General features: G+C 73.5%; 22 protein-coding genes. 11 read left to right on the top strand and 11 right to left on the bottom strand.

All coding sequences use genetic code 11. The features are described 5' to 3' along the window. Positions 1-86 precede the first annotated feature (86 nt). Positions 87-1,343 carry a M1 family metallopeptidase gene (locus ACFWIA_RS30705; RefSeq protein ID WP_387010545.1) on the top strand — a complete coding sequence of 419 codons (1,257 nt, stop codon included), beginning with the start codon at positions 87-89 and terminating at the stop codon, positions 1,341-1,343. Positions 1,344-1,376: 33 nt separating this feature from the next. Here the strand turns inward: ACFWIA_RS30705 and ACFWIA_RS30710 are convergent, their stop codons facing one another. Beyond that, a complete protein-coding gene (locus ACFWIA_RS30710) occupies positions 1,377-2,105 on the bottom strand; it encodes a polysaccharide deacetylase family protein (protein WP_387010525.1) in 729 nt (242 codons plus the stop codon). Positions 2,106-2,339: 234 nt separating this feature from the next. Between ACFWIA_RS30710 and ACFWIA_RS30715 the strand changes: the two genes are divergently transcribed. Then, the gene (locus ACFWIA_RS30715) at positions 2,340-3,776 is read left to right on the top strand and encodes an MFS transporter (protein ID WP_387010526.1); all 1,437 of its coding nucleotides are present in this window, start codon (positions 2,340-2,342) and stop codon (positions 3,774-3,776) included. A 47-nt stretch (positions 3,777-3,823) separates the two neighbouring features. Here the strand turns inward: ACFWIA_RS30715 and ACFWIA_RS30720 are convergent, their stop codons facing one another. The 4 genes from ACFWIA_RS30720 to ACFWIA_RS30735 all read right to left on the bottom strand — a co-directional run bounded on the left by ACFWIA_RS30720 (position 3,824) and on the right by ACFWIA_RS30735 (position 6,789). Further along, positions 3,824-4,054, bottom strand: coding sequence for a hypothetical protein (locus ACFWIA_RS30720; protein WP_387010527.1), 231 nt, complete (start codon positions 4,052-4,054; stop codon positions 3,824-3,826). A 176-nt stretch (positions 4,055-4,230) separates the two neighbouring features. After that, positions 4,231-5,418: an MAB_1171c family putative transporter gene (locus ACFWIA_RS30725; protein ID WP_387010528.1), complete on the bottom strand. Its 1,188-nt coding sequence runs from the start codon at positions 5,416-5,418 to the stop codon at positions 4,231-4,233. Positions 5,419-5,422: 4 nt separating this feature from the next. Next, positions 5,423-5,959 (bottom strand): toxin-antitoxin system, toxin component, encoded by a 537-nt coding sequence (locus ACFWIA_RS30730; RefSeq protein ID WP_387010546.1) that lies wholly within the window; start codon positions 5,957-5,959, stop codon positions 5,423-5,425. Between the two features lie 23 nt (positions 5,960-5,982). Continuing rightward, on the bottom strand, positions 5,983-6,789 hold the full coding sequence (locus tag ACFWIA_RS30735; RefSeq protein ID WP_387010529.1) for a helix-turn-helix domain-containing protein: 807 nt from the start codon (positions 6,787-6,789) through the stop codon (positions 5,983-5,985). Positions 6,790-7,240: 451 nt separating this feature from the next. Here ACFWIA_RS30735 and ACFWIA_RS30740 point away from each other — a divergent pair, with 451 nt between their 5' ends. Further along, the gene (locus ACFWIA_RS30740; RefSeq protein WP_387010530.1) at positions 7,241-7,918 is read left to right on the top strand and encodes a hypothetical protein; all 678 of its coding nucleotides are present in this window, start codon (positions 7,241-7,243) and stop codon (positions 7,916-7,918) included. Between the two features lie 31 nt (positions 7,919-7,949). Here the strand turns inward: ACFWIA_RS30740 and ACFWIA_RS30745 are convergent, their stop codons facing one another. Then, entirely contained in the window at positions 7,950-9,764 is a 1,815-nt protein-coding gene (locus ACFWIA_RS30745) for a sulfatase (protein WP_387010531.1), read from the bottom strand. A gap of 264 nt (positions 9,765-10,028) precedes the next feature. Between ACFWIA_RS30745 and ACFWIA_RS30750 the strand changes: the two genes are divergently transcribed. The 3 genes from ACFWIA_RS30750 (at position 10,029) to ACFWIA_RS30760 (ending at position 12,418) form a co-directional block, all read left to right on the top strand. Beyond that, the gene (locus ACFWIA_RS30750; protein ID WP_385491244.1) at positions 10,029-10,106 is read left to right on the top strand and encodes a putative leader peptide; all 78 of its coding nucleotides are present in this window, start codon (positions 10,029-10,031) and stop codon (positions 10,104-10,106) included. 295 nt (positions 10,107-10,401) lie between these two features. Next, complete coding sequence (gene ssuE, locus ACFWIA_RS30755; RefSeq protein ID WP_387010532.1) at positions 10,402-10,953, top strand: NADPH-dependent FMN reductase; 552 nt, start codon at positions 10,402-10,404, stop codon at positions 10,951-10,953. Positions 10,954-11,068: 115 nt separating this feature from the next. Then, positions 11,069-12,418 carry a 6-phospho-beta-glucosidase gene (locus ACFWIA_RS30760; protein WP_387010533.1) on the top strand — a complete coding sequence of 450 codons (1,350 nt, stop codon included), beginning with the start codon at positions 11,069-11,071 and terminating at the stop codon, positions 12,416-12,418. Between the two features lie 15 nt (positions 12,419-12,433). Here the strand turns inward: ACFWIA_RS30760 and yidD are convergent, their stop codons facing one another. Then, positions 12,434-12,940 carry a membrane protein insertion efficiency factor YidD gene (yidD, locus tag ACFWIA_RS30765; RefSeq protein ID WP_387010534.1) on the bottom strand — a complete coding sequence of 169 codons (507 nt, stop codon included), beginning with the start codon at positions 12,938-12,940 and terminating at the stop codon, positions 12,434-12,436. A gap of 116 nt (positions 12,941-13,056) precedes the next feature. Further along, on the bottom strand, positions 13,057-14,010 hold the full coding sequence (locus ACFWIA_RS30770) for a hypothetical protein (RefSeq protein ID WP_387010535.1): 954 nt from the start codon (positions 14,008-14,010) through the stop codon (positions 13,057-13,059). A 313-nt stretch (positions 14,011-14,323) separates the two neighbouring features. Between ACFWIA_RS30770 and ACFWIA_RS30775 the strand changes: the two genes are divergently transcribed. Next, positions 14,324-14,971: a TetR/AcrR family transcriptional regulator gene (locus tag ACFWIA_RS30775; RefSeq protein ID WP_387010536.1), complete on the top strand. Its 648-nt coding sequence runs from the start codon at positions 14,324-14,326 to the stop codon at positions 14,969-14,971. Positions 14,972-15,100: 129 nt separating this feature from the next. Here ACFWIA_RS30775 and ACFWIA_RS30780 read toward each other — a convergent pair whose 3' ends face one another. Next, positions 15,101-16,120 (bottom strand): DUF2510 domain-containing protein, encoded by a 1,020-nt coding sequence (locus ACFWIA_RS30780; protein WP_387010537.1) that lies wholly within the window; start codon positions 16,118-16,120, stop codon positions 15,101-15,103. Positions 16,121-16,403: 283 nt separating this feature from the next. On the opposite strand from ACFWIA_RS30780, the gene ACFWIA_RS30785 reads away from it, so the two are divergent. Continuing rightward, on the top strand, positions 16,404-19,106 hold the full coding sequence (locus ACFWIA_RS30785) for an ATP-binding protein (protein ID WP_387010538.1): 2,703 nt from the start codon (positions 16,404-16,406) through the stop codon (positions 19,104-19,106). 18 nt (positions 19,107-19,124) lie between these two features. On the opposite strand, the gene ACFWIA_RS30790 is transcribed toward ACFWIA_RS30785, so the two are convergent. Beyond that, positions 19,125-20,090, bottom strand: coding sequence for a DUF3048 domain-containing protein (locus ACFWIA_RS30790; RefSeq protein ID WP_387010539.1), 966 nt, complete (start codon positions 20,088-20,090; stop codon positions 19,125-19,127). Between the two features lie 91 nt (positions 20,091-20,181). Then, positions 20,182-21,246 carry an ATP-dependent DNA ligase gene (locus ACFWIA_RS30795; protein WP_387010540.1) on the bottom strand — a complete coding sequence of 355 codons (1,065 nt, stop codon included), beginning with the start codon at positions 21,244-21,246 and terminating at the stop codon, positions 20,182-20,184. Positions 21,247-21,532: 286 nt separating this feature from the next. On the opposite strand from ACFWIA_RS30795, the gene ACFWIA_RS30800 reads away from it, so the two are divergent. The 3 genes from ACFWIA_RS30800 to ACFWIA_RS30810 all read left to right on the top strand — a co-directional run. Then, the gene (locus tag ACFWIA_RS30800) at positions 21,533-22,054 is read left to right on the top strand and encodes a hypothetical protein (protein ID WP_387010541.1); all 522 of its coding nucleotides are present in this window, start codon (positions 21,533-21,535) and stop codon (positions 22,052-22,054) included. Positions 22,055-22,141: 87 nt separating this feature from the next. Further along, positions 22,142-22,987 (top strand): DUF4097 domain-containing protein, encoded by an 846-nt coding sequence (locus ACFWIA_RS30805; protein ID WP_387010542.1) that lies wholly within the window; start codon positions 22,142-22,144, stop codon positions 22,985-22,987. Between the two features lie 72 nt (positions 22,988-23,059). Then, on the top strand, positions 23,060-23,307 hold a 248-nt coding region (locus ACFWIA_RS30810; RefSeq protein ID WP_387010543.1), incomplete at its 3' end, for an ATP-binding cassette domain-containing protein.

A 23,307-nucleotide genomic window follows, 5' to 3' on the forward strand; every position in this document is an offset into this window, starting at 1 on the left:
GCGCGGGGAGCGAGCCGGCGGCGAGCGGCCACCGGCTCCCCGACCCGGACCCGTACTTCCCGGGGCACGGCGACCCCCGATTCCGGGTGCACCGCTACGAGATCGCCCTCGACTACCGACCCGACCCCAACCGGCTCGCCGGCAGCGCCCGGATCACCGCCACGGCCGGACCCGCGGCCCTCGCGGAGTTCCAACTCAACCTGAACGACTTCCGGATCGGCCGCGTCCGCGTCGACGGACGACAGCCCCGCTGGACGCACCGCGGCGGCCGGCTGCGACTGCGCCCGGTCAAGGTCCCGCGGGCCGGCGCCGCGTTCACCGTCGAGGTCCAGTGGTCCGGCAACCCGAAGCCGGTGCGGAGCCCGTGGGGCGGCCTGGGCTGGGAGGAACTGACCGACGGCGCCCTCGTCGCGAGCCAACCCATCGGCGCACCGTCCTGGTTCCCCTGCAACGACCGGCCCGCCGACAAGGCGTCCTACCTGGTCTCCGTGACCACCCCGTCCGCGTACTCCGTGGTGATGGGGGGACGGCTGCTCAGCCGGGTCGCCAGGGCCAGCACCACGACCTGGGTGTACGAGCAGTCCGCACCGACCTCCAGCTACCTCGTCGGCCTCGCCATCGGCAGGTTCCGGACGGTCCTGCTGGGCGATCCGACCCTCGGCGTCCCGCAGACCGCGCACCTACCGGCGCACCTCTTCCCGAAGTTCACCCGGGACTTCGCCCGGCAACCCGGGATGATGGACCTGTTCGAGGAACTCTTCGGCCCGTACCCCTTCGACGAGTACACCGTCGTGATCGCCGACGAGGAACTGGACGTGCCCGTCGAGGCGCAGGGCCTGTCGCTGTTCGGCACCAACCACGTGGACGGCGCCGGGGGTTCGGAACGCCTCATCGCCCACGAACTGGCCCACCAGTGGTTCGGCAACAGCGTGAGCATCGCCGACTGGCGACACATCTGGCTCAACGAAGGACTCGCGAAGTACGCCGAGTGGCTGTGGTCGGAGCGCTCCGGCGGACGTACCACCACCGAACTGGCCGGGGCCGCCCACCGGATGCTCGCCTCCCGCCCGCGGGACCTGCTGCTCGCCGACCCGGGCCGCCCGCACATGTTCGACGACCGGCTCTACGAGCGGGGCGGCCTCACCGTGCACGCACTGCACCGCGCACTCGGGGACGGGGCGTTCTTCCGGATGCTCCGGGGGTGGGCCGCCCGGCACCGCGGCGGCGCGGTCAGCACCGCCGCGTTCGCCGCCCACGCGGCCCAGTACGCGGACCGGCCGCTGGACGACCTGTTCGCGGCCTGGGTGCACGGCACCGAGCTGCCCCCGCCGCCCACCGGCTGACCCCGCCGAAGTGCTGCCGGGCGCCGTCCGACGTCAGCAGGTCTGCTTGCCGAAGGTGTAACCCCGGGCCTTGAGCGTCTTGAGGATCTTCGGGAGCGCCGCCACGGTCTGACTGCGGTCACCGCCCGCGTCGTGCAGCAGCACCACGGACCCGTTGCGGACGTTGTTCAGGACCCGCGACTCGATCGCGGCCCGCCCCGGCCGGGCCCAGTTCTGGGTGTCCACCGACCACAGCCGGATCCCCTTGCGCAGTGCCGCCGCCCGGTCGCGGACCGTCTGGTTCACCGCCCCGTACGGCGGGCGCAGGCAGGTGGGCGTCGTGTTCGTCTGGGCGCGTATCGCGGCGTCCGTCCGGTTCACCTCGGACTTGAACGTCGCCGCGCTGACGGTCCGCAGGTCGACGTGCGACCAGGTGTGGTTCTGGATGCTGTGGCCCTCCCGGTGGGCCCGCTTGGTGGTGGCGGGCCTCGCCGCGACGTTGGCCCCGTTCTGGTAGAACGTCGCCTTGGCGCCGTACTGCTTCAACAGGTCCAGCACCTTGGGCGTGTGGACGCCCGGGCCGTCGTCGAAGGTCAGGTACACCACCTTGGCGGGCGCCGGCGCGGCGACGGCGGGCGCGGCGACGAGGACGGACCCGGTCAGCGCCCCGGCCACCACGACGCTGACCACGGCCGTGCGCCCCCGCCCGGCGCCCCCGGCCTTTCCTCCCGTTTCGTGGGCCCGCCGCCCGATCCGTCCGTTCTGCCCGCTGTCTACGGCCATGCCTGTGTTCATGAGAATCCCTCTCCGTACCGGGAGTTGTGCGAGTCGATCACGTCGAGCAGCTGAATCGCGGGGGTTTGCCCACGGAACCGATCAAGTCACGGCTCGACGACGACAGTTCAGACACATTCAGGGGGCGGTCGGTTGCATTCCGTTTCGCGCCGGTGCGTCCGTACGCCGGGCGCACGGAAAAGGAGTGGCGCAGGTCACCCCGTTCGCTTACCTTGTCCGCTCGTGACCCATGACGCCCAGCGCTCGTCGACCCACCCGACCCCGCCCGAGCAGTCCGCCCCCTCGGACCCCGAGCGCCCCGTCGAAGCCCCCGAGAAGCTGTTCTCCCCGACGTACCGGGCGGCCACCACCACCTTCGCGGCGGTGATGTTCCTGACCGGTCTCGCCGCGCTCGCCGTGATCCCCACCTTGCCGACCGCAGCCGAAGCCCTGGACGGAGTGCGTCTCTTCCCGCTGGTGGCGGGCTGCTTCGTGGCCGCGAGCCTGTTCGGCGGGGTCCTGGGCGGCCACTGGGCGGACCGCTCCGGCGCCCACCGCCCCCTGGCCGCCGGCATGGCGCTGGCCGTCGTCACCCTGGTCGTCTCGGGCGTCAGCACCTCGATCTGGCACCTGGCCGCCGGGCGGTTCCTCGACGGCGTGGCCGCCGGCATGGTGGCGGTGGCGGTCAACACCGCGATCGGCCAGTCCTACCCCCCGGCCCTGCGCCCGCGTGCCCTGGCGCTGATGAGTACCTGCTGGATCGTGCCCTCGCTGATCGGGCCGCCACTGGCCGGGGTGGTGGCCGAGCTCTGGTCCTGGCGCACGGTGTTCCTCGGGCTCGCCGTGCTCACCCTGATCCCGGCGCTCGCGGTGGTGGCCGTACTGCGCGGCGTGTCCTGGTCGACCGCCCCCACGGCGGAGGCGGTCGAGGCGACCCGGCCCCCGCTGCTGCTCGCGGCGACGGTCAGCGTCGGCGCCGCGCTGGCCCAGTACGGTGTGTCGGGCTGGGACGCGTGGCACCTGCTGTTCGCGGGCGGCGGCCTCGTCCTGCTCGTCGCCTTCACCCCGCGGCTGCTGCCGCCGGGAACCTTCCGGGCCGCGCGCCGACTGCCCGTGACGGTGCTGTTGCGCGGGCTGGGGTCCGGGGTGTTCTTCACCCTGGAGGCGCTGGTGCCGCTGATGCTCGTCACCGACCGGGACGCACCGCCCCTGATGATCGGCCTCGCCTTCACCAGCGCCGCCCTGGCCTGGGCCGCCGCGTCCTGGGTGCAGGGACACCTCCTGGTGGGCTGGCCACGGCACCGATTGGTCTCCGTGGGCGCGGTGGTGCTCGCCCTGGCCGTCGTGGTCGCGGCCGTGGGAACGGTCCCCTCGCTCCCGCCGGTCCTCGCCGCATCGGCGATGCCGGTGGCGGCCCTGGGGATGGGACTGGTCGCCCCCTCGCTCACCGTGCTGTCCCTGGCGCACAGCCCGGCCGCTCGGCAGGGCTACGCCAGCGGTGCGATGCAGACCTCGCAGAACCTCGGACAGATCTCGGTCCTGGGCATCGGTTCGGCCGCCCTGAACATCTGCCTCGCCGTCGGTACGGACCGCTCCGCGGGCTACGCCACCGCGTTCGTCCTGCTGCTGATCCCCTGCCTCCTCGCCGTCCTGCTGTCCGCCCGGACCCGCCACCCGTGATCCGTCCGCGGGAGGGGGCCGTGCTCCCCGGTGTTTCCGGTGCGGACTCACCCGTGCCGGGAACAGGCCCCGTGCAACAACGTGAAGAACTCCCGCTCGTTGCCGACCAGACCGGCGGCGGCCAGCGCCCGCTCGGCCTCGGCGAGCACCCCCGCCGGGACGACGACCGGCCGGGCCGGTCCGGGCGGCGCGTCGAGGACCGCCCGTACGGTGTGCAGCAGGCGGAGGTACGCCTGGACCGCGGAGCGCTCGCTGTCGGTCATCACGGCGGTGGGCATCGGTCGTCTCCCTGAGTGTCGGGGATCGTGCGATCGGCTGGACACGGCACTGCGCGCACCAGCTTGCCCCCTGCGACTGACAACCCGTCCGCTCCACGCCCGCAACGGCCCCGTGCGGCCCCGGTCGGGCGACGGACCCGCCCCCGCCCCGCGGGTCCGGCGCCTGAACGACGGAGTCAGTCCGCTGACGGACAGTCGGCCCTGCGGGCCGCCGCGACCACCGGAGAGTGGCGCAGCGCCAGGGACATCCGCACCAGGTCCCGCGGGCCCTCACCGGACAACGCGGCGGGCGGCGCCGCGGCGTCGTGCTCCAGAGCGGCGCCCTCGGGGTCGGCGGCGCGTGCCCGGACCGCTGCGGTCACCATCGCCGCGTCGGCGACGGCGTGCGCCTGGTCGGGTCCGCTGCCGTCCCGTACGGCGGCGGCGTAGGCGCCGGCGCGGATCCGGCCGTCGAAGTACGGGTACAGACAGAGCATCCCGTCGTGGATGTCGGACTCGCGCTGGATGACGAGCAGTTCGACGGACGGCCACCAGACCAGGCGTGGCGGGTGCCCCCCGTGCGGGCCGAGTCCGCGCAGCTCGTGCCAGAGCGGGCCGAGCCGCCGGTAGGTCGACCAGATCTCCAGCCGGTCCGTGAGGCGTTGGAAGGCGAGCGGCAGACAGAAGCCGACCGCGGTGAACCCGGCCGCGACCGAAGCGAGCAGGGGAGCGGTGTCGGTGCTCAGCCCGTCGAGGTCGGTCCGTCCCGACCAGCAGGCGAACACGGCGGTGAACTTGGTGGTGGCGTAGGCCAGGTTGAACAGGTACCCGGTGGCGATGCAGATCAGACCGGCGCGCAGCAGTCCGCGCACCTGGAGCGACCAGCGCAGGCACAGCCAGGCCATCGCGACGCCCGCGACCGTCAGCCCCGTCAGGTAGAGCACGATCATCTCGCGGATGTACGGGGTGTTCGCGTAGTACGTGTCGAGGTCCCGCAGCCGCTCCACGGGCGCGTCCCCGAGGGCGAAGAGGGCGATGAGGGCCAGGCTCACCGCGGCGTATCCGCTGATCCACAGCCGTGAGGTGCGCCGGGTGGCCTCGGCGGGCCCGCCCCGCCAGTTGACCATGAGCACCAGGCACGAGGCGCTGAACGCGGAGAGCAGGACGTAGACGAGCGGCGCGGAGATGTTGGGGACCCCGGTGAGCCGGTTGACCCGGACGATCGTCGGCGGGGCGGAGAAGAAGAACACCGAGGTGCCGAGGGCGAGCAGTGCGGTGACGGACCGCAGCAGGGGGTCGCGCCAGTTGCGCACCAGGGCCGGGATCTTGAGCGCGAGCGCGAACCCGGTGGCCGCCGCGGGGAGGTAGTAGTCCGGCCCGTTCACGTCCTCAGCCTTGGGGCCTTCGGTAGCCGAGGGACGCCTCGATCCGGGCGGCGATCCCCTCGCTGGGCACCGGGCCCCGTCCGGGGGTGCCCACCAGCCAGGGGCGGCACTTGCTGGCCAGGAGCAGGCCGAAGCTCTCGGCTTCCTCCTCCTCGGCGGCGTGCGAGCGGCTGCGCGCGGCCACTTTGAGGACGGTGTCCTTGAGGTCCACTCCGCCGGCGAGCAGCCGGGCGGCGACCCCGGTGCCGTCCCCGTCGACCTGCCGCCGGCTGTGGCCGGCCGTCATGTGCCACAACTCGTGTCCGAGGATCACCAGTTGGTGGTCCGGGGCGGTGCGCTCCTCGATGACGATCAGGTCCTGGTCGGCCATGTCCAGCCACAGTCCGCTCGCGGTCCCGGGAGGGAAGGCCGCCATCCGGTGGTTGACCGGCCGCCCGCGCCGAACGCTCATGGCCGCGCACAGGGCGGTGAGGACGTCGCCGGGTCCGCCGGGGACCTCGGGCGGTAGTTCGGCGATGAGTTCGCCGCACAGCCTGCGCATGTCCTTGCTGACCCGGGCACGCATCAGGGCTCCGTGGGGCCGTGGGGCGGCTTGACGCTTTCCAGCAGCATGTCCAGCCACTCCGTGACCTTGTCGCGGTGCTTGTCGGTGGGGAGTTGGGCGGCCCGCCAGGCGATGCCGCGTACGCCGTGGTCCTGGAGGAGACGTTCCAATGCGTCGTCCATGCCGTCGGGGTCCTGCGGGTCGTCGAGCCCGTCGTGCGGGCGGCCCGGAGTGCGGAGCTGGCCGCCCGAATCCGGTCCGTCCGGTCCGCCCGGTCCGCTCGATCCGTCCGGTCGGTGGGAGCCGCGGGCCGGTCGGCGTTTCCGGGCGGGTCTCTCGTGGACGGCGGCCCGTTGGAGGAGTTCCTGTTCGGTGAGTTGCAGCGCGAAGGCGAGGGCGTCGGCGTCCTCGGCGGAGAGGAAGCCCGCGTGCACGCCGAAGAAGCGCTGGATGGCCGCGCAGTGTTCCATCGTGGGCCGCCGGTCGCCGTTGATCAGGGCCCCGGCCTGCTGGCGGGACATCTTGGCGCCGTCCGCGATCTCCTGCTGGGTGTAGCGGCGTCCGTTCGGCTTCAGTCGGGTCCGCCGCAGCAGGTCGAAGCGCTGGAGGAACCGGGCCTGGAGGTCGGGTTCGCCGCCGGGGCGGCCGGACAGCAGGTCCTTGACGACCGCCTCGGGCACTCCCGAGGCCACCGAGAGGCGGGTGACGTCGAACACCTCGGCGTGGGACACGCCGAGCCGGTCGGCGAGACCGCGGACCCGGGTGAGGACGCCGGGCAGTGAACCCGAGGGGGTGGCGCCACCCGGTACCGAGAAGCCATCCGTCACCGAAGGTCTCCTAGAACCGACAGGTCGAACAGGACCGACATCCATCACGAGCACACCCCCCTCAGCCGCTCCGGCAGAGCCGGACGGCGCGTACGGGCGGTCCGCACGGGAACCGCCGCGGTCCGCCGGGGGCTCTCCGGTGGTGCCGGGCGCACGGCGCACGGGCCCCGGTGTGCGGGCCCTGGACGTCGCTGTCCGGCATCGTGCCATGGACAGCACCAGAGGCTAGCCCGTCGACCCGTCGGGCGGCCAGAGCGCGCCACATCTGTGGCGCGATTCAGCCGTCAACCGACTGTAAATGCCACGATAGTTGACATGTGCGCGGACGGAGTAGCACGATCATCACGCGGTGTTGAGGGACCTTGGTCCTGCCTTGGTCCTCCTTCGGTCCCTGATGCCGTGTCGCACGACCAGCGCTCGCCGTCAGAGCCGTAAGAGGGGTGACCACCCGATGGCATTCAAGGCAAACGGGCGCCGACTACCGGTCCGGGGGAGCACGGGGCCCGAGCCGGAGAGCCGGGCCTATCTCCAGGACTACGCCGCACTGTTGGATGCTGTTTCGTTCCCCTCCCTCGTTCTCGACCACCGCTGGAACGTCGTCCACGCGAACGACGCCTTCGACGCGCTGTTCGGTGCCGTGGCGCCGCATCCGACCGCCATGCCCGGAGACAACTTCCTCCGGTTCGTCCTGTTCCATCCGGATGCCGGATCGGTGCTGGCGGACCGGGAGACGAGCTGGTGCCTCCCCATGCTGGCGCACTTCACGGAGGCCATCGAACGGCACCCGGACGACGAGGAGTTGTGGGCGGTCCGGCGGGCCATCGCCGACGACCCCATCATGGACGCCGCGTTCCGGGACGGACTGCCCCGTTGGATCAGGGCCGTCGGCCTGGACGCCGTCGCCAACGACGGGGCGCTGCGCCCGCTGACGCATCCCGACCCGCGCTGGGGGCAGACCTACTGCCGGGTCGTGGGGGAGACGCCGCGCACGCTCCAGGCCCTGGGACTCTCCCGGCTGACGCTGGTCCTGCGCGAACCGCGTCGAGCCCCCGAACCGCGCCCGGTACGGCGGGGCGTCACCCGCCGCCCCGTCGCACGGCACCTGCGAGCCGTCCCCGCGGACGGCTGAGCCGGACCCGGGAGGGCGGCGTCGCGACCGGTCAGGGGGCCGCGGCGCCCGCCCTCCCCTCCTCCCTCCGCCCTGCGGAGGACGGGCCCCCGCCCGTGCGGTGGGGGCCGAAGGCGTCCAGGAAGCGGTTCCGGAACGCGTCCATGCGCCAGACCGGTGCGGTGGGCGCGGGGACGAGCCCCTCCGTCCACCGCCAGCCGGCGATGCGGTCGAGCACCGCCGGGTCCCGCGCGACCACCGACACCGGTACGTCACGGGAGGCCTCGCGGCCCACCACCGCGGGCACCGGCTGGTGGTCCCCGAGGAAGACCAGCACCGTGTCCTCGTCGCCGTACCGCTCCAGGTACGACAGGAGACTGGTCAACGAGTACTCCACGGAACGCCGGTACTCCGTACGGAGGCGCTCCGGGTCCTTCCACACCGCACGCGGGTCCTCGCCCCGTGCGTGGAGCCCCTCGTAGACCGAGCCGTCGCCGAGCCCGTCCCAGGGCAGCATCCGGGGGAGCGGCGCCCACGGGTTGTGGCTGGAGACCAGGACGATCTCCGCCATCAGCGGACCCCGCCCCGCCCGCCCGTGCTCCAGTCGCTCGAACGCGGCCAGGCTGAACTGATCGGGTACCGGCGCCCAACTGAACTTCGGCCCCCGGTAGCCGAGTTCACGCGAGTCGTAGACGTGGTCGAGACCGTAGAACCGGCCCTCCGGCCAGGCACGCGTCACCCCGGGCATGATGCCGACCGTGCGCCAGGCGCCCGTCCTGCGGAACGCCCCGGTCAGCGTCAGGTGCTCACTGCTGGTCACGCTGCGGTACCGCTGCTGGTTGTTCACCCACCGGCCGGACAGGAACGTCGAGTGCGCCAGCCAACTGCCGGCGCCGGTCGTCGGAGAGGTGAGGAACCCGCTGCGGGCCCCGTAGCCGGCCCTGCGCAGCCGTTCGCCGCCCTCCCGCAGGACCCGCCCCACCTGCGGGGCCATCGCCGGGTCCGTCAACGCGCCGCGCCCGTAACTCTCGATGAACACGAACAGCACGTCCTTGCCGCGCAACCCGGTGAGCAACCGCTCCGGCGGGACGTCCCCGTACGGGTCGACGGCGGCCTCCCGCGCGAACCGTTCCTCGTCGGCCAGGGTCGCGTTCACCTGGGCGACCCGGCCCCGTAACGCGTCCGAGGTCGTCCGCGCGGCCAGCGGAGCCCCGGCGAGTTGGGCGCCGAGCGCCGCGCACACGGTCCACACCGTGCCCGCGACCAGCGTCGCGGGGGCCGCCGCCGCCCGGTGCCGGGCGAGCAGGGCGCTGGCCCGCAGCGCCGAGAACACCATCAGGGCCGGTACGAGGAGCACCAGGGCCGCCCCCGCGGCACCGATCAGGGCCGTGCCCGTCCGACCCACCGAGTCCTTCAGGAAGGCCAGTCCGTCGTCGAGGAGGATCCAGTCCAGGACCGGGTCGAAGTCCCGTCCCAGCGACTGTCTGAAGCCCAGGTCCAACGCACCGAGCAGGACCGTCCCCGCGAGCAGCAGCCCGATGAGCACGGCCGCGGCACGTCGTGCCCGGTCCGGCAGGACCAGGAACAGCGCCGCCCCGAACACCGCCTCGACCGGTAGCCGGACGAACGACCGCCAGTCCACTCCGTCGAGCCGGGGCGGCAACAGCAGTCCGGCCAGGACCAGGACGACCGCCGCCCCCGTCACCACGGCGGACGCGATCCGCCGGGCCCGGCCGGAGCCGGCGCCCGGGGACGCGGACGTGCCACCGATCGTGGCGTCCGGCGTCCCCGCCGCGCCGTCGGCCCCGGGGACCGGTGCCGGGCGGTCGGGGTTCCGTCGCCGGAGCGGGTGCAGGGGGTGACTCAACCCGAACGTCCTTCCCAGTGGGCCCGGTACGGGTGCGGGGCTGCGGACCGGCGGGCGGCCCGGTCGCACCGCCCTCCAGTACGGGCGCCCACGGCCTTCGGTTCATCCCCCGGTCCGTCCTTCTGCTCAGCCGGGTTCCGGACCCGTCCGTGCCGTCCGGGGCGGCGCGGGCGCCCGCGCCCGCCGTGGCCTGCGTCACCTGCGGGACTTCCCCCGCAGCGACCGGCCTTGACCGTCTTGACCACGCCTGATTTGATCGAGTGCATGCGGCAACGACAGGAACTCACGAGGCGACGCCACGTCGACCTCGCCCGCGTCGCCAGCTCCTTCTGTCGCCCCTGACCGCCGGCCCCGACGCCGCTCGCGGTCCCCGCGACCCCGGGTGAGCACGCTCTCCACGGCAGGATTCCGCGCCCCCTGTGGGGCCAGCCAGCACCGCGCCTCCCGGTCCGTGCGCGAGCACACCGGCCACCGCCTCCCCACCCGCTCGTCCCGGGAACTCCCACCGCTGCGCGCTCCCGGGCCGTTCGTGCCCGCACCTCGTCCACCGCCCCGCGCCGCCCCGTGGTCGCGTTCCGGCGGGCGGGACGTGCGGGCCACCCGCTCGCTCGTGCACTCTCGATTCGAAGGAACTCCCATGGCCACCGTTCTGTCCGTCTCCGGCAGTCCCTCCGCCACTTCCCGTACCGCCCGCCTGCTGCGGCACCTGGACGCCCGACTGCGGGACCAGGGACACGAGGTCATAGCCCTGGACGTGCGCACCCTGCCCGCCGAGCCGCTGCTCGGAGCGGACTTCGCGCACCCCGCGATCGTCCACGCCGGTTCGCTCTTCGCGCAGGCCGACGGCGTCGTCATCGGGACACCGGTCTACAAGGCCGCGTACTCGGGGCTGTTGAAGTCCTTGCTGGACCTGTTGCCGCAGTACGCCCTGGAGGGCAAGACCGTTCTGCCGCTGGCCACGGGCGGGACCAACGCCCATGTGCTCGCCATCGACTACGCGTTGCGGCCGGTGCTCAACTCGATGGGCGCCGACCACATCGTCCAGGGGTGGTTCACCCTCGACCGGCACATCACCGTGGAGGCCGACGACAGCCTCACCCTCGCGCCCGAGGCGGCGGAGGCGGTGACCCAGGTGCTCGACCGCTTCTCCGCGGCCCTCGGCGCCCCGACGCTCGCGACCACCGGCTGAGCCCGCCCGTCCGGGTGCGGGCCCGGCACGCACCCGGACCGCGAGCCCGCGGCGGCCCCCGGCGCACGCGCCCCGGACGCATAGGATGCGGTCGGAACACGAGGGCGGTGGCGCGATGAGACTGGTCGTTCTGGGCGGTGGGGGGTTCCGGGTCCCCCTGGTGTACGGAGCCCTGCTCGGGGACCGTGGCGAGGGCCGGGTCGACGAGGTCGTGCTGTACGACACCGACCCGCTGCGGCTGCGGACCATCGCCCGGGTGTTGGCCGACCAGGCGGCGACCTCCGCGACGACCGACGCCCCGCGCGTGCGGGTGACCACGGACCTCGACACCGCGCTGCGCGGCGCCGACTTCGTGTTCTCCGCGATCCGCGTCGGCGGACTGGAGGGGCGCGCCACCGACGAGCGGATCGCCCTGGCCGAAGGGGTCCTCGGGCAGGAGACCGTGGGCGCGGGCGGCATCGCCTACGGGCTGCGGACCCTGCCGGTCGTCGACCGCATCGCCCGGCGGGTGGCCGAGGTGGCCCCCGACGCGTGGTTCATCAACTTCACCAACCCGGCGGGGCTGGTGACCGAAGCGATGTCCCGGCACCTCGGCGACCGGGTGATCGGGATCTGCGACTCACCGGTCGGGCTGGGGCGCCGGGTCGCCCGGGCGCTGGGCGCCGACCCGGCGACCGTCGAGGTCGACTACGTCGGCCTGAACCACCTGGGGTGGCTCCGCGGGCTCCGGGTGGACGGCAAGGACGAGTTGCCGCGCCTGTTCACGTCCGCGGCGCTCCTGGAGAGCTTCGAGGAGGGCCGGCTCTTCGGCGCGGACTGGCTACGGTCACTCGGCTGCGTCCCCAACGAGTACCTGCACTACTACTACTTCAACCGGGAGGCGGTGCGCGCCTACCAGCAGGCCGACCTCACCCGCGGGGCCTTCCTGCACGGGCAGCAGGCCCGCTTCTACGCCCGCGCGGCCGACCCGACCGTCCCGGCGCTCGCTACCTGGGACGAGGTCCGGGCCGAACGGGAGGCCACGTACATGGCGGAGAGCCGGGAGGCGGCCGGGGCGGGCGAACGCGACGAGGCGTCCCTCACCGAGTCCGGCGGCTACGAGACGGTGGCCCTCGCCCTGATGCGCGCCATCGCCCGCGACGAACGGGCCACCCTCGTCCTGAACGTCCGCAACCGCTCCACCCTCGCCGGACTGGACGCCGACGCGGTCATCGAGGTGCCCTGCCGGGTGGATTCCCGGGGCGCCCACCCGCTGCCCGTGGACCCGCTGCCCGCCCACGCCCTGGCCCTGGTCACCGGGGTGAAGGCGGTGGAGCGCGAGGCGATGGCCGCGGCGGACGCCGGCTCGCGCGCCGGTGCGGTCAAGGCGTTCGCCCTGCACCCCCTGGTCGACTCGGTGTCCGTCGCGCGCCGACTGGTCGACGGGTACGCCCGCGCGCACCCGGGGCTGGCCTACCTCCGGTAGCCGCGCGCGACCGGCTCAGTCGACCGGCGGAACCGGGTCGATGGCGCCCCGGCGCCGGGCCCGGGAAGGACGGCACCGCAGCAGCCGGCCCACGGTCAACCGGACGCCCCGCACCGCCCCGTGCCGCCCCAGCGCCTGCACCGCGTAGGTGGAGCAGGAGGGACGGTACGGGCAGCGCGCGGGCAGCCGCGGGCTGACCTCGGTCCGGTACCGGACGACGGCCGCGTACAGCACGCCCGCGACGGGCCCCGACGGGCGGCGCGCGGCCGGGTCGGTGCGGTGCGCGCGACGGCCCGTCGTGCCCTTCGTCGAGCCGGGGCGCAGCGCCAGGAGGACCAGCACCGGGAACCAGTTCGCCGGACAGCAGTAGTAGTGGCCGACGTAGGTGTCCATGGCGGTCATGCAGCAGCCGTCCTTCTCCTCCTCCGGCGGCCCGTCCCGCCGGGACCGGTACCGCCCCGAGGCCCTGTCCTTGCCCCGCCGCCGCTGGTGACGCCCGTGCTCCTCCCGGCGTTCGTCCATGCCGTGCCCCCGTCGTTCCCGTACTGGTGATCGTGCCGGGTCCGACCGTACCGAGTGGGCTGCGAGGGGCCGTTGTCGACCCCGGCGGCCGGGGCGTACGGGGTCCGGACGGCCCGTCAGGGGGCGGGCGTCAGGGGTGGGGGAGCGTCCGCGGCGCTGCTCGGTCCGTTCCGCGGGCCGGGGCGGGGCACCGTCCCGCCGGAGACGACGACCCGGGAGGCGCCCGGCCCGGTGTCCCGGAGCCCGGCGGAGGCCCGACTGAGCACGAGGACCCCGCGCGCCGCGACCACCGCGCCGGCCAGCGCCAGCGCCAGCGCCAGCCCCGGCGTGCCGCCCCGGAACCCCTCACCGAGCAGGGCGATCCCGATCGCCGACGCGGCCACCGGGTTGGCGAGGGTGAGCAGCGCGAGGGGCGCACCCAGCCCGTGGCGGTAGGCGGTCTGGGCGAGCAGCAGGCCGGCCGAGGCGAAGCCGGCGACCAGCAGGGCCACCACGGCCACCCGGGTGCTCAGCAGTCCGGCCGCCGTCGCGGTGGCGGCGACGGTCACCGTCTGGGTGAGCGCCGACGCGACCCCGGAGGCGATGCCGGACGCGGTCGCGTGTCGTAGCCCCGGCCGGGCCCCGGGCCACGCCAGCAGGCCCAGCAGCAGGACGGTGACCCCGGCGACGCCGAGCGCCTCGCCCAGCGACAGGGCGTCCTCGGGTGCCGGCCCCGACGCGGCGAACGTCAGGGCGCCGAGCCCGGCCAGGGTGAGGGCGACGCCCCGCCACTCCAGCCGGCCCACCCGTCGCCCGGCCAGCCGGGCGCCCAGGGGCACCGCCGCGACCAGGGTGAGGGCGCCGAGCGGCTGCACCAGGGTGAGCGGACCGAACCGCAGGGCGGCGACGTGCAGCAGTGCGCCGCCCGCGTTGAGCGCCACGGCCCCCCACCACACCCGGGCGCCCAGCAGCCCCCGGAGGTGGCGTTCGTCCCGGCTCCGCGCGGCGAGCCGCTCCTGGGTGACGGCGGCCGAGGCGTACGCGACGGCCGAGAGCAGGGAGAGGACGACGGCGACGGCGGTGGCGTTCATCGTTGCACCCCCGGGCGGGGCAGGGGGCGTCGGCGGAGCGCTCGCTGCGGCTCCGGCCGGGATGCCCCGGTACGGGAGTCCATTCCCTGCCCCTTCGTGTGAGACCTGCTGGGCGGTGCGGCGGCGCACGTGCCGCGCAGCCCGGGCACGGGCCGGCCGCGCGCCACCCCATCGATACGTGAGTGTACCGATACGGGCCCGTATCGGTACACTCACGTATCGATGGGGTCGCCGGATCGTTACCGCCACGGCAGCGGGACCGGTCCGGGGAGCGGCGCGACGCGCACCACGCGCGGAAGGAGACGGAGCCACGATGACGACGGGCACCACGGGGGAACCAGCACCGCGGGCAGCGGCTCCGGCCCGCCGCTCGAAGATCAGCCCCGAGCGGGAGCGGGAGTTCTTCGCCGTCGCGCTCGACCAGCTCCGGGAGTGCGGGTACGAGTCGCTGACCATGGAGGGCGTCGCCGCTCGCGCACGGTGCGGCAAGTCCACGCTCTACCGCCAGTGGGGCACCAAACCCCGCTTCGTGGCCGCCGCCCTGCGCTCCGAGCGCTGCCCCCGCTTCGCCGGCATCGACACCGGCAGCCTGGCCGGGGACCTCCGCGCCGCCGCCCGGGCGGCCGGCGCCGAGTCCTGCGACGACACCCGACTGCTGCACGCCCTCGGCCACACCACGCTCCAGGACCAGGAGCTCCAGCAGGCACTGGGCGAGGCGCTGGTCGAACCGGAACTGGTGGCCCTCGACGCCATGCTCGCCCGGGCCGTGGACCGGGGCGAGATCCGGGCGGGGCACCCGGCCGCGGAGTACGTCGCGGCCCTGCTCTTCGGCGTCACCCGGGTCCGCCCCCAGCTGGAGGGCCGCTTCGCCGATCCGGAGTACCTGGTCAGGCTGGTGGACGCCGTGATCCTGCCCGCCTTCGGCCTCGACGGAGCGGTCACGGCCGACCGCTCTCCGTGAGCGACGGGCCGCCGGGGACGGATGACCCGCGGCGGCCCGTCAGCGCCGCACCGTGGGGACGGGGGCGGCGCGCACCCCGGGCCGGACGGGTCCCTCCACACGGGACCCGTCCGGCTCCCGGTCCGACGATCAGGCCGGCCGACCGTTGCCCGACCCCTTGGCGGCCTTCTTGATGCCCTTGGTGATGTCGTCCATCACGGACAGCGCGGGCGCCTTGTCGTTCACGTCGAAACCGAACCGCACCACGACGAACTGGCCCTTGTCCCGCGGCGAGGGGAAGGCCAGCGTCTGCACGTAGCCGTCGTCGCCCTTCTCGGTGATCACCTTCCAGCGGATCAGGTACCCCTTGCCGCCCGCGACGGTGGCCGACCGGGCGGCCACCTCGGTGTGCGAGGTGATCCCACCGTACGAACTCTTCCCGTACGCCTCCTCGGCCGCCTGCTTGATGTCCGCCTTCGCTATCGCCTCGGCCGACGACTGGTTCCGCTTGAACGCCTTCGCCGGACCCGAGTTCGCGCCGGCCCGCGCGCACATGTTCTTGGTGTCGCCCGGGCACTTGTAGGGCCCGGTGGTCACCTGCGCCCCGACGGGCGAGGACTGGCCGGTCCACCCCTTGGGGACCGGCAGGCTGATGCCGCTCGCCAGGTCGGTGGCGTACCCCTTCTCCAAGGGGGGCGCCCCCTGCTCCGGCACCCCTGGTCCGCTCGGACCCCCGCCGTCCCGGCCGCCCGGCCCACCGGGCCCGTCCGGCGTGCTGGGCACGGCGTCCTCGGGCCCCCCGCCCGGCGGCTGCGCGCCTTCCGGGGGCTGCGTGCCCTCCGGGGTGGCGGACGAGGCGGTGGGGGCCGGCGCTGTGCGGTCGTCGTCCCCGTCGTCGTCCAGCGTCAGCGCGTACACCCCACCCGCGAGGCCGCCGAGCACGGCGAGCGCGACCACGGTGCCTATCGCCGCGCGTATCGCCTTGCGCCGCTTCGAGGTCGGGGGCGCCACGGGCCAGGACGGGGCGGTCGGGGGACCCCACGCACCCGATGCGCCGAGCACCCGGGTCTGTTCCGTCCACGCGGTGCCGTCCCACCATCGTTCGGTCGGCGGCCCGTCACTTGTCTGCCCGGGGTCGGGGTACCAGCCGGGCGGCGTCATCTGGGTCATGACGTAACAGTAGGAGCCCCTCCTGAGATCCGGATGAGAGGGGGCAGATCGGTAGCGGGGCTGTGACCAGCGGCGCAGTGTTCCGGCCAACCCCGAGCACGGTGGCCCCACGCGCCTCGGTGAACGACTCGCGACCCTCCGTGCGGGGAACGCCCGTTCGTCCTGCTCGGGGTGGTGCCGTCACTCGACGTGGGGCAACCTGCCCGTCCGTCGGCGCGTTCGGGTCCCGGCCGGCTAATCTCGTGAGTTTGTACGCCGGTTGGGTGATCTGGGAGGACGCGGGATGACGCAGGGACGGCCGGACGCGGCCGGCGCGAGAAAGCTGTGGGAACGTGACCGCGAACTCGACGCCGCTCGGGAAGCCATCGCCGACCTGTGTCGGGACCGGCCCGCGACCGTGCCCGGCGTCCCCGAACCACCCGGTCACCTGCTCGTCTTCACGGGTGAGCCCGGCATCGGCAAGACCGCGCTGCTCGACGCGATCCGTCGGACCGCCCAGAACGCCGGTTGCGTCGTCTGGTCGGCACGCAGCGGCGAGACGCTCACCTCCGTACCCTTCCACGTCGTCCGGCAGTTGATCCAGCCCGCCCTGATCACCCTCACCCCCGACGAGGCGCGGGGACACCTCGACGAGTGGTACGGCATCGCCGGTCCCGCCCTCGGCATCGCCGAACCGAGTGAATCGCTGGTCGACCCGCAGGCCGTGTTCGACGGACTCGTGCACGTCGTCGGCAACCTCGCGAAGGAGCACTTCCCGCTGGTCCTGCTGATCGACGACGCCCAGTGGGCCGACCCGGAGACCCTGCGCTGGCTGGCCGACCTCGCCGAACACCTCGACGAGTCGCGGGTCCTGGTCGTCGTCGCCCACCGCACCCTCGACCCCGGTCACGACGCCGCGCCGTACCTGAGCCGGATCGGCCAAGCCGCCCAACTCGACAGCGTCCTCCACCGTTTCACGCCCGAGGCGGCGGCCCAGCTCACCCGGGCCACCCTCGGCGCCCACGCCGACGACCCGTTCTGCCGTCAGGTGTGGGCCGTCACCGGCGGCAACCCGTACGACACCGTCGAACTGCTGGCCAAGGTCGAGGACCGCGCCATGCAGCCGACCGAGTCCTCGGCCGACGCGCTGCGCGGCCTCAACAAGGCGGCACGGGACGGCGGCCTCATCTCCCGGTTGGACGCACTCGGCGTCGAAACCGCCCGCTTCGCCCGGGCCGCCGCCATCCTCGGCACCGACATCCCGCTGCCCGTCGTCGCCCGACTCGCCCGGGTCACCGAGGACGTGGCCCACGGCCGGGTCGCGGAACTCCGGGCGGCCCGCATCCTCGCCGAGCCCGAAGCGGTCCCCGCCACCGGGTCCGACGGGCTGGAGTTCGTGCACCCGCTGATCGCCAGCGCCGTCTACCAGTCGATCAGACCGGCCACCCGCACCACCATGCACGGCTTGGCCGCGCGGGTGGTCCTGGACACCGGCGGGTCTCCGACCGCCGTGGCCCGCCACCTCCTGGAGGTCCACCCGGACGACGACCCCGAGCTCGTGGAGCAGCTACGGGCCGCGGCACGGGAGAGCCTCGCCGTCGGGGCGCCGGAGGCCGCCGTCCGCTGTCTGGAACGTGCCCTGAGGGAGCCGCCGCCGCCCGAGTTCCAGGGGCACGTTCTCTACGAACTCGGCTGCGCCACGCTGTTGACCGCGCCCGCCAGGACCGTCGCCCATCTGCGCGAAGCCCTCGCCGTGCCCGGGTTCTCGGGTGACGACCGGGTCGACGCGGTCTGCCGGCTCGCCCAGGCCCTCGTCCACAACGACGAGTTGAAGGAAGCCGTCCGCGTGATCGACCAGGAGGCCGGCCATCTGGAGCCCGGACCCCAGCGACTGCGCCTCCAGGCGTTGCGGTACATGTGGGAGGGCATCCACGCCGAGAAGGTGAACTCGTCCACCCGTTCCGAGAGCCTCGCCGCGCTCGTCACCCCCCTCACCGGCCGCGACAACACGGAACGCGCCCTCCTGATCATCCGGGCCTTCGACGCCATGACCCGCGGTGAGAGCGCCGAGGCCGTCGTCGAACTGTGCGACCGGTCCCTGGTCAACGGTGTCCTCCCGGCCGGTCTCGGCTGGACCGACACCGAGTGGGGTTTCGAGCTCCTGATGATGCTGGGCAGTTCGTACCTGTTCACCGACCGGCTCGACCGTGCGGAGAGCCTCTTCAGCGAAGCGCTGCGCGTCTACCAGTCCCGCGGCTGGAGCGGTGGCCATCTGGCGCTCGCCCACGCCTTCGTCGGCTTCGTCCTGCGTCGCCGCGGGAAGCTGGCCGATGCCGAGGGGCTGTTGCGCGAGGGCCTGCGCTTGGCCGACCGGGTGGGCTCCGGGCTGCCGATGCACTGGGACGCGGCCTGCATGCTGATCGACACCCTGGTGGCCCGCGGCCACCTCGACCAGGCCATGGAGGTCGTGGACCAGTACGGCATCACCCCGCCGTACCCGTCCACGATCATCATGCCGGACGCCCATGCGGTCCGCGGCCGGCTGTTGATCGAGACGGGGCGAGTGGCGGAGGGCGTCCGGGCGCTGGAGGCGGCCGAGAAGTCCGCCGCCGTCGGTGGACGGCACAACACGGTGATGGCCCCCTGGGCCGCCGACCTGGCCCGCGCCCTGGTGCGCAAGGACCCGGCACGGGCGGCCGAACTGGCCGCCGTGGCCCGGGCCCAGGCCGAACGCATCGGCACCGACACGGCCATGGGCGAGGCCCTGCGGTGCGCCGCCGCCCTGGAGACCGGGCAGCGGTCCGTGACGCTCTACGCCCAGGCGGTGGCCTATCTGGAGGCGTCCCCCTGTGCCTACGAACACGCCGTCGCCCGGATCGACTACGGGATCGCGGCCCGCTCCGCCGCCGAAGTGAACCGGGGTCTCACGCTCGCCCGTTCCTGTGGCGCCGACGGTCTGGTGGTCCGTGGGGAAGCGGCGCTCGCCGCCTGGCGCAAACGCGACTGACGGTAGGGCCCCACCCTCTCAGCGGGCCACCAGCAGCACCCAGACCGGCCCGGCGGCGAAGTCGAGCGGCTTGCCGTCGCGGGTGGTGAAGGTGGTTCCGTCCGAGGCCGAAGGCCGCTTCCACTCGCCCGCATGGGCGCGCCCGTCCCGCAGCACCTCGGCGGGCCCGGAGCCCACGGTGACCGTGAACGGCGAGTTGTTGCCCATGAAGTCCTGGAACTGCGAATCGCGGATCTCGACCCGTTGGACGACGACGGTCGCCGCCGTCACCGGGGTGCCGTTCGGTTCGGTGCTCCGGCGGCCGTCCATCGAGACGAGCCAGCGGCCCTGGTCGGCCGACCAGGTGAAGGTGAATCGGGCCGACGGGAAGCTGACGGTCCGCTCGCCGACCGGCTCGCCGCCGTCCGGTGCCGGACCCGTGCGGAAGCCGGTCTGGGCCAGGGCCGCCGCCCCGGCGGGCCCGTCCACCACCTTCGCGGGGTGCAGCATCAGGTTGTGCGGCGCGGACCGGCCGGGCTCCCGGGTGTACGCCCCGGCCGGTGCCCCGTCGGGCGGCACCGGACGCAGCGGCGCCGCGTCGATCAGCGGGAGCAGTTTGGACTGCGCACCGGAGAAGGCGAGCACGGGGTCCTCGAACTGCGCGAGCAGCTCCAGGTCGGACTCGCGGGCGCTACGCACCGGGCCCACGGTGTCGGGCAACCGGGTCGCGTACAGGGCCAGCAACCGGCTCAACCCCGCCTCGACCTGTTCCGCGTACACGACGTCGGCCGCGGCGAGGCCGGTCTGCGGACGGGCCGCGGCCACGTTGTCGACCTTCACGGCCAGCACCGGCCCCACCGCGGGGGCCGTCTCCGACTCCTGCGGCGACGGGCCCCCGTCGGAGCAGCTGGTGCCGAGCACACCCAGCACCAGCGCGGCGACGGTTGCGCTGACCGCGCGCCGGGTCCGCCCGGCTGTGCGGCTCCGACTGATCGGTTCCTTCATCTGGCACCCCCGGTGACGGCCGTGATCTCCACGGTACGACCAACCGGGCCGTCCGTCCGCGCGAACGCCCGCGACCCCGCCGGGGGCGCGGTCAGGTGCCGAGGATCTGCCCGAGGTCATAGCGCACCGGCTCCTCCAACTGGTCGAACGTGCAGCTTGCCGGCGTCCGGTCCGGGCGCCAGCGCCTGAAGCGTGCGGTGTGCCGGAACCGCGCCCCGTTCTCCATGTGGTCGTACACCACTTCACAGACCCGCTCGGGCCGTAGCGGAACCCACGACAGGTCCTTCTTCCCCGACCAGCGACTCGGCGCCCCCGGCAGTCGCGCCGACGCGTGCGCGGACTCCTGTGCCCAGGCCGCCCACGGGTGGTCCGTGGCCGACTCCATCCGCAGCGGCTCCAGTTCGGCCACCAGTTCGGCCCGGCGCTTCATGGGGAACGCCGCGCACACCCCCACGTGCTGGAGGGTGCCCCGCGCGTCGTGCAGGCCGAGCAGCAGCGAGCCGACGATCGGCCCGGACTTGTGGAAGCGGTAGCCCGCCACCACCACATCGGCGGTCCGCTCGTGCTTGACCTTGAACATCACCCGTTCGTTCGGTCGGTACCGCAGGTCGAGCGGCTTGGCCACGATCCCGTCCAGGCCCGCCCCCTCGTAACTCCTGAACCAGGCGCGCGCCACCTCGGGGTCGGTCGTCGCGGGCGCCAGGTGCACGGGCGAGACGGTCCCGGCCAGTGCCCGGGAGAGCAGGGCGCGCCGGTCCGTCAGCGGGGTCTCCAGCAGACCGTCGTCGCCGAGGGCGAGCAGGTCGAAGGCGACGAAGGACGCCGGGGTGCGCTCCGCGAGCAGCCGGACCCGGGAGTCGGCCGGGTGGATGCGCTCGGTCAGCGCGTCGAAGTCGAGCCGCCCCTCCCGGGCGATCACGATCTCCCCGTCCACGACGCACCGGGCCGGTAGCCGGGCGGACAGCGCCCCGACCAGTTCGGGGAAGTAACGGGTCAGGGGTTTGCCGGTGCGGCTGCCGATCTCCAACTCCGGGCCGTCGCGGAAGACGACGGCCCGGAAGCCGTCCCACTTGGCCTCGTACTGCATGCCGGGCGGAATGTCCTTCACGGACTTGGCGAGCATCGGCTTCACGGGTGGCATCACCGGCAGATCCATAGGGTGATTGTCTGGTATGTGTGGATTTTCGGCCCGATCTGAGGTGGGTGTGCGTCCGCTGCGGGTGTCGGGCGGGAGTCCTCCCGTGGGTGTGGGCGGCCGATGGGTGCCGTGTGGTGCCACCCGGCGCCATCCGGTGCCACTGTGTGGCGCTCTGGCGCCAGATTGGCACCCACGGCTGTGAGCTGCATGAATACGGCGATCGGGGGGCCTCGGGTGTTGGTTCGTGCCATCAGTTGCGCCATCGCACTTGCCAGTGGCGCCAAAATGGTGCCATTATTGCGTCATGGACCTCACGCCGTACGTCGAAACACTCCGCCGGGAACTCGCGGTGGCCGCCGAGGCCGGAGGTGGAGAAGCCCGCGAGCTCGCCGAGCGGCTGACCGCCCCGCTGGAGTCGGCCACCCGTTTGACCCTGCTCAACGTGTTGTCCGCAGCCATGGACGAGATCACCCGTGAACTCGCCCCCGGCTCGGTCGACGTACGACTGCGGGGCCTCGACCCCGACTTCGTGGTGGTGCTGCCGCAGCGCGAGGACGGGACCGAAACGCTCGCCGCGGCGGCGCCCGCACCCGCCCCGGCTCCGGTCCCCACCGAGACGGACGAGGGTGGCACCGCCCGCGTCAATCTGCGCCTGCCCGCCCCTCTCAAGGCCCGCGCCGAGGAGGCCGCGAGCCGCGAGGGCCTGTCGGTCAACGCCTGGCTGGTGCGTGTCGTGTCGGCCGCCGTCGACACGGGCGCAGCCGGCCCCCGCCCCCCCGGAAAGACCAGGGCCGTCGGTCAGAGCTTCACCGGCTGGGTGCACTAGCCGGCCTTCGCAACGACTCCACCCACACCCCGTTCACCAGCGGGGACGCCGAGAACATTCCACAGAACCCAAGAGGACGGGACAGCCATGCCTTCTTTCGACACGCCCAAGCCGGTCGCGGTCAAGGCCCATGTGTACTCCGGTTCCATCCAGTTCACCGCGGGCGACCGGCTCGACACGGTCGTCGAGGTGCAGCCCCGCGACCGGTCGAAGGACCAGGACGTGCGATCGGCCGACCAGGCCGAGATCACCCATGTGGGCGGCGTCCTGACCATCCGGACGCCCAAGCCGCGCAATCCCCTCGCCCGTCCCGGCACGGTCGACGTGACGGTCGAACTGCCCACGGGTTCACACGTCGACGTCAGCGGCGCCTGGACCCAGGTGCTCGGCGAGGGGCGACTCGGTGAGGTGCAGGTGAGGACCTCCTCCGGGGACGTCCGCCTCGACACGACCGGGCCGCTCCAACTGACCGCCTCCCACGGCTCGATCACCGTGGACCGGATCGAGGGGACGGCCGAGATCAGCACCAGCTCCGGCAGCCTGCGCGTCGGCAGCGTCGACGGATCGGCCGTCCTGAAGAACTCGCACGGCTCCACGACCATCGGCGTCGCGGCCGGCGATCTGCGGGTGCGCGGGGCCAACGGCGACATCGACATCGAACGGGCCGAGAGCTCCGTCACCGCCACCACCGCCCACGGCACCCTGCGCGTAGCCGAAGTCGCCAACGGAAAGGTCGAGTTGGAGACCTCCTACGGTGCCATTGAGGTCGGCATCCGGGAGGGCACGGCCGCTTGGCTCGACGTCAGCTCCAGCTCCGGACAGGTGCGCAACGGGCTCACCACCTCCGAGGCCCCGAAGGAGGTCGAGGGCACCGTCAAGGTCCGCGCCCGGACCCGTCACGGCAACATCGACATCCGCCGCGCCCGCGTCTGAGCGGGTCCGCCCTCCGCTTCGCTCCGTTCCCGTCCGTCCCAGACCGCTCCAGCCCTCGATCGGGAGAGCCCCATGGCTTCATCTGTCATGCCCATGTCCAATAGTGTCGACGGTCAGACACCGCCCGCCGCCGTCTCCGCCGTCGGCCTGCGCAAGTCCTACGGTGACAAGGTCGTCCTCGACGGCATCGACCTGCACATCCCCGCGGGCACCGTCTTCTCCCTGCTCGGCCCGAACGGTGCGGGAAAGACCACCGTCGTGAAGATCCTCTCCACCCTCGTCTCCGCCGGCCCGGGCACGGGTGCCGTGCGGGTCGGCGG

Source organism: Streptomyces sp. NPDC127068, assembly GCF_042724695.1.
Classification (GTDB): domain Bacteria; phylum Actinomycetota; class Actinomycetes; order Streptomycetales; family Streptomycetaceae; genus Streptomyces.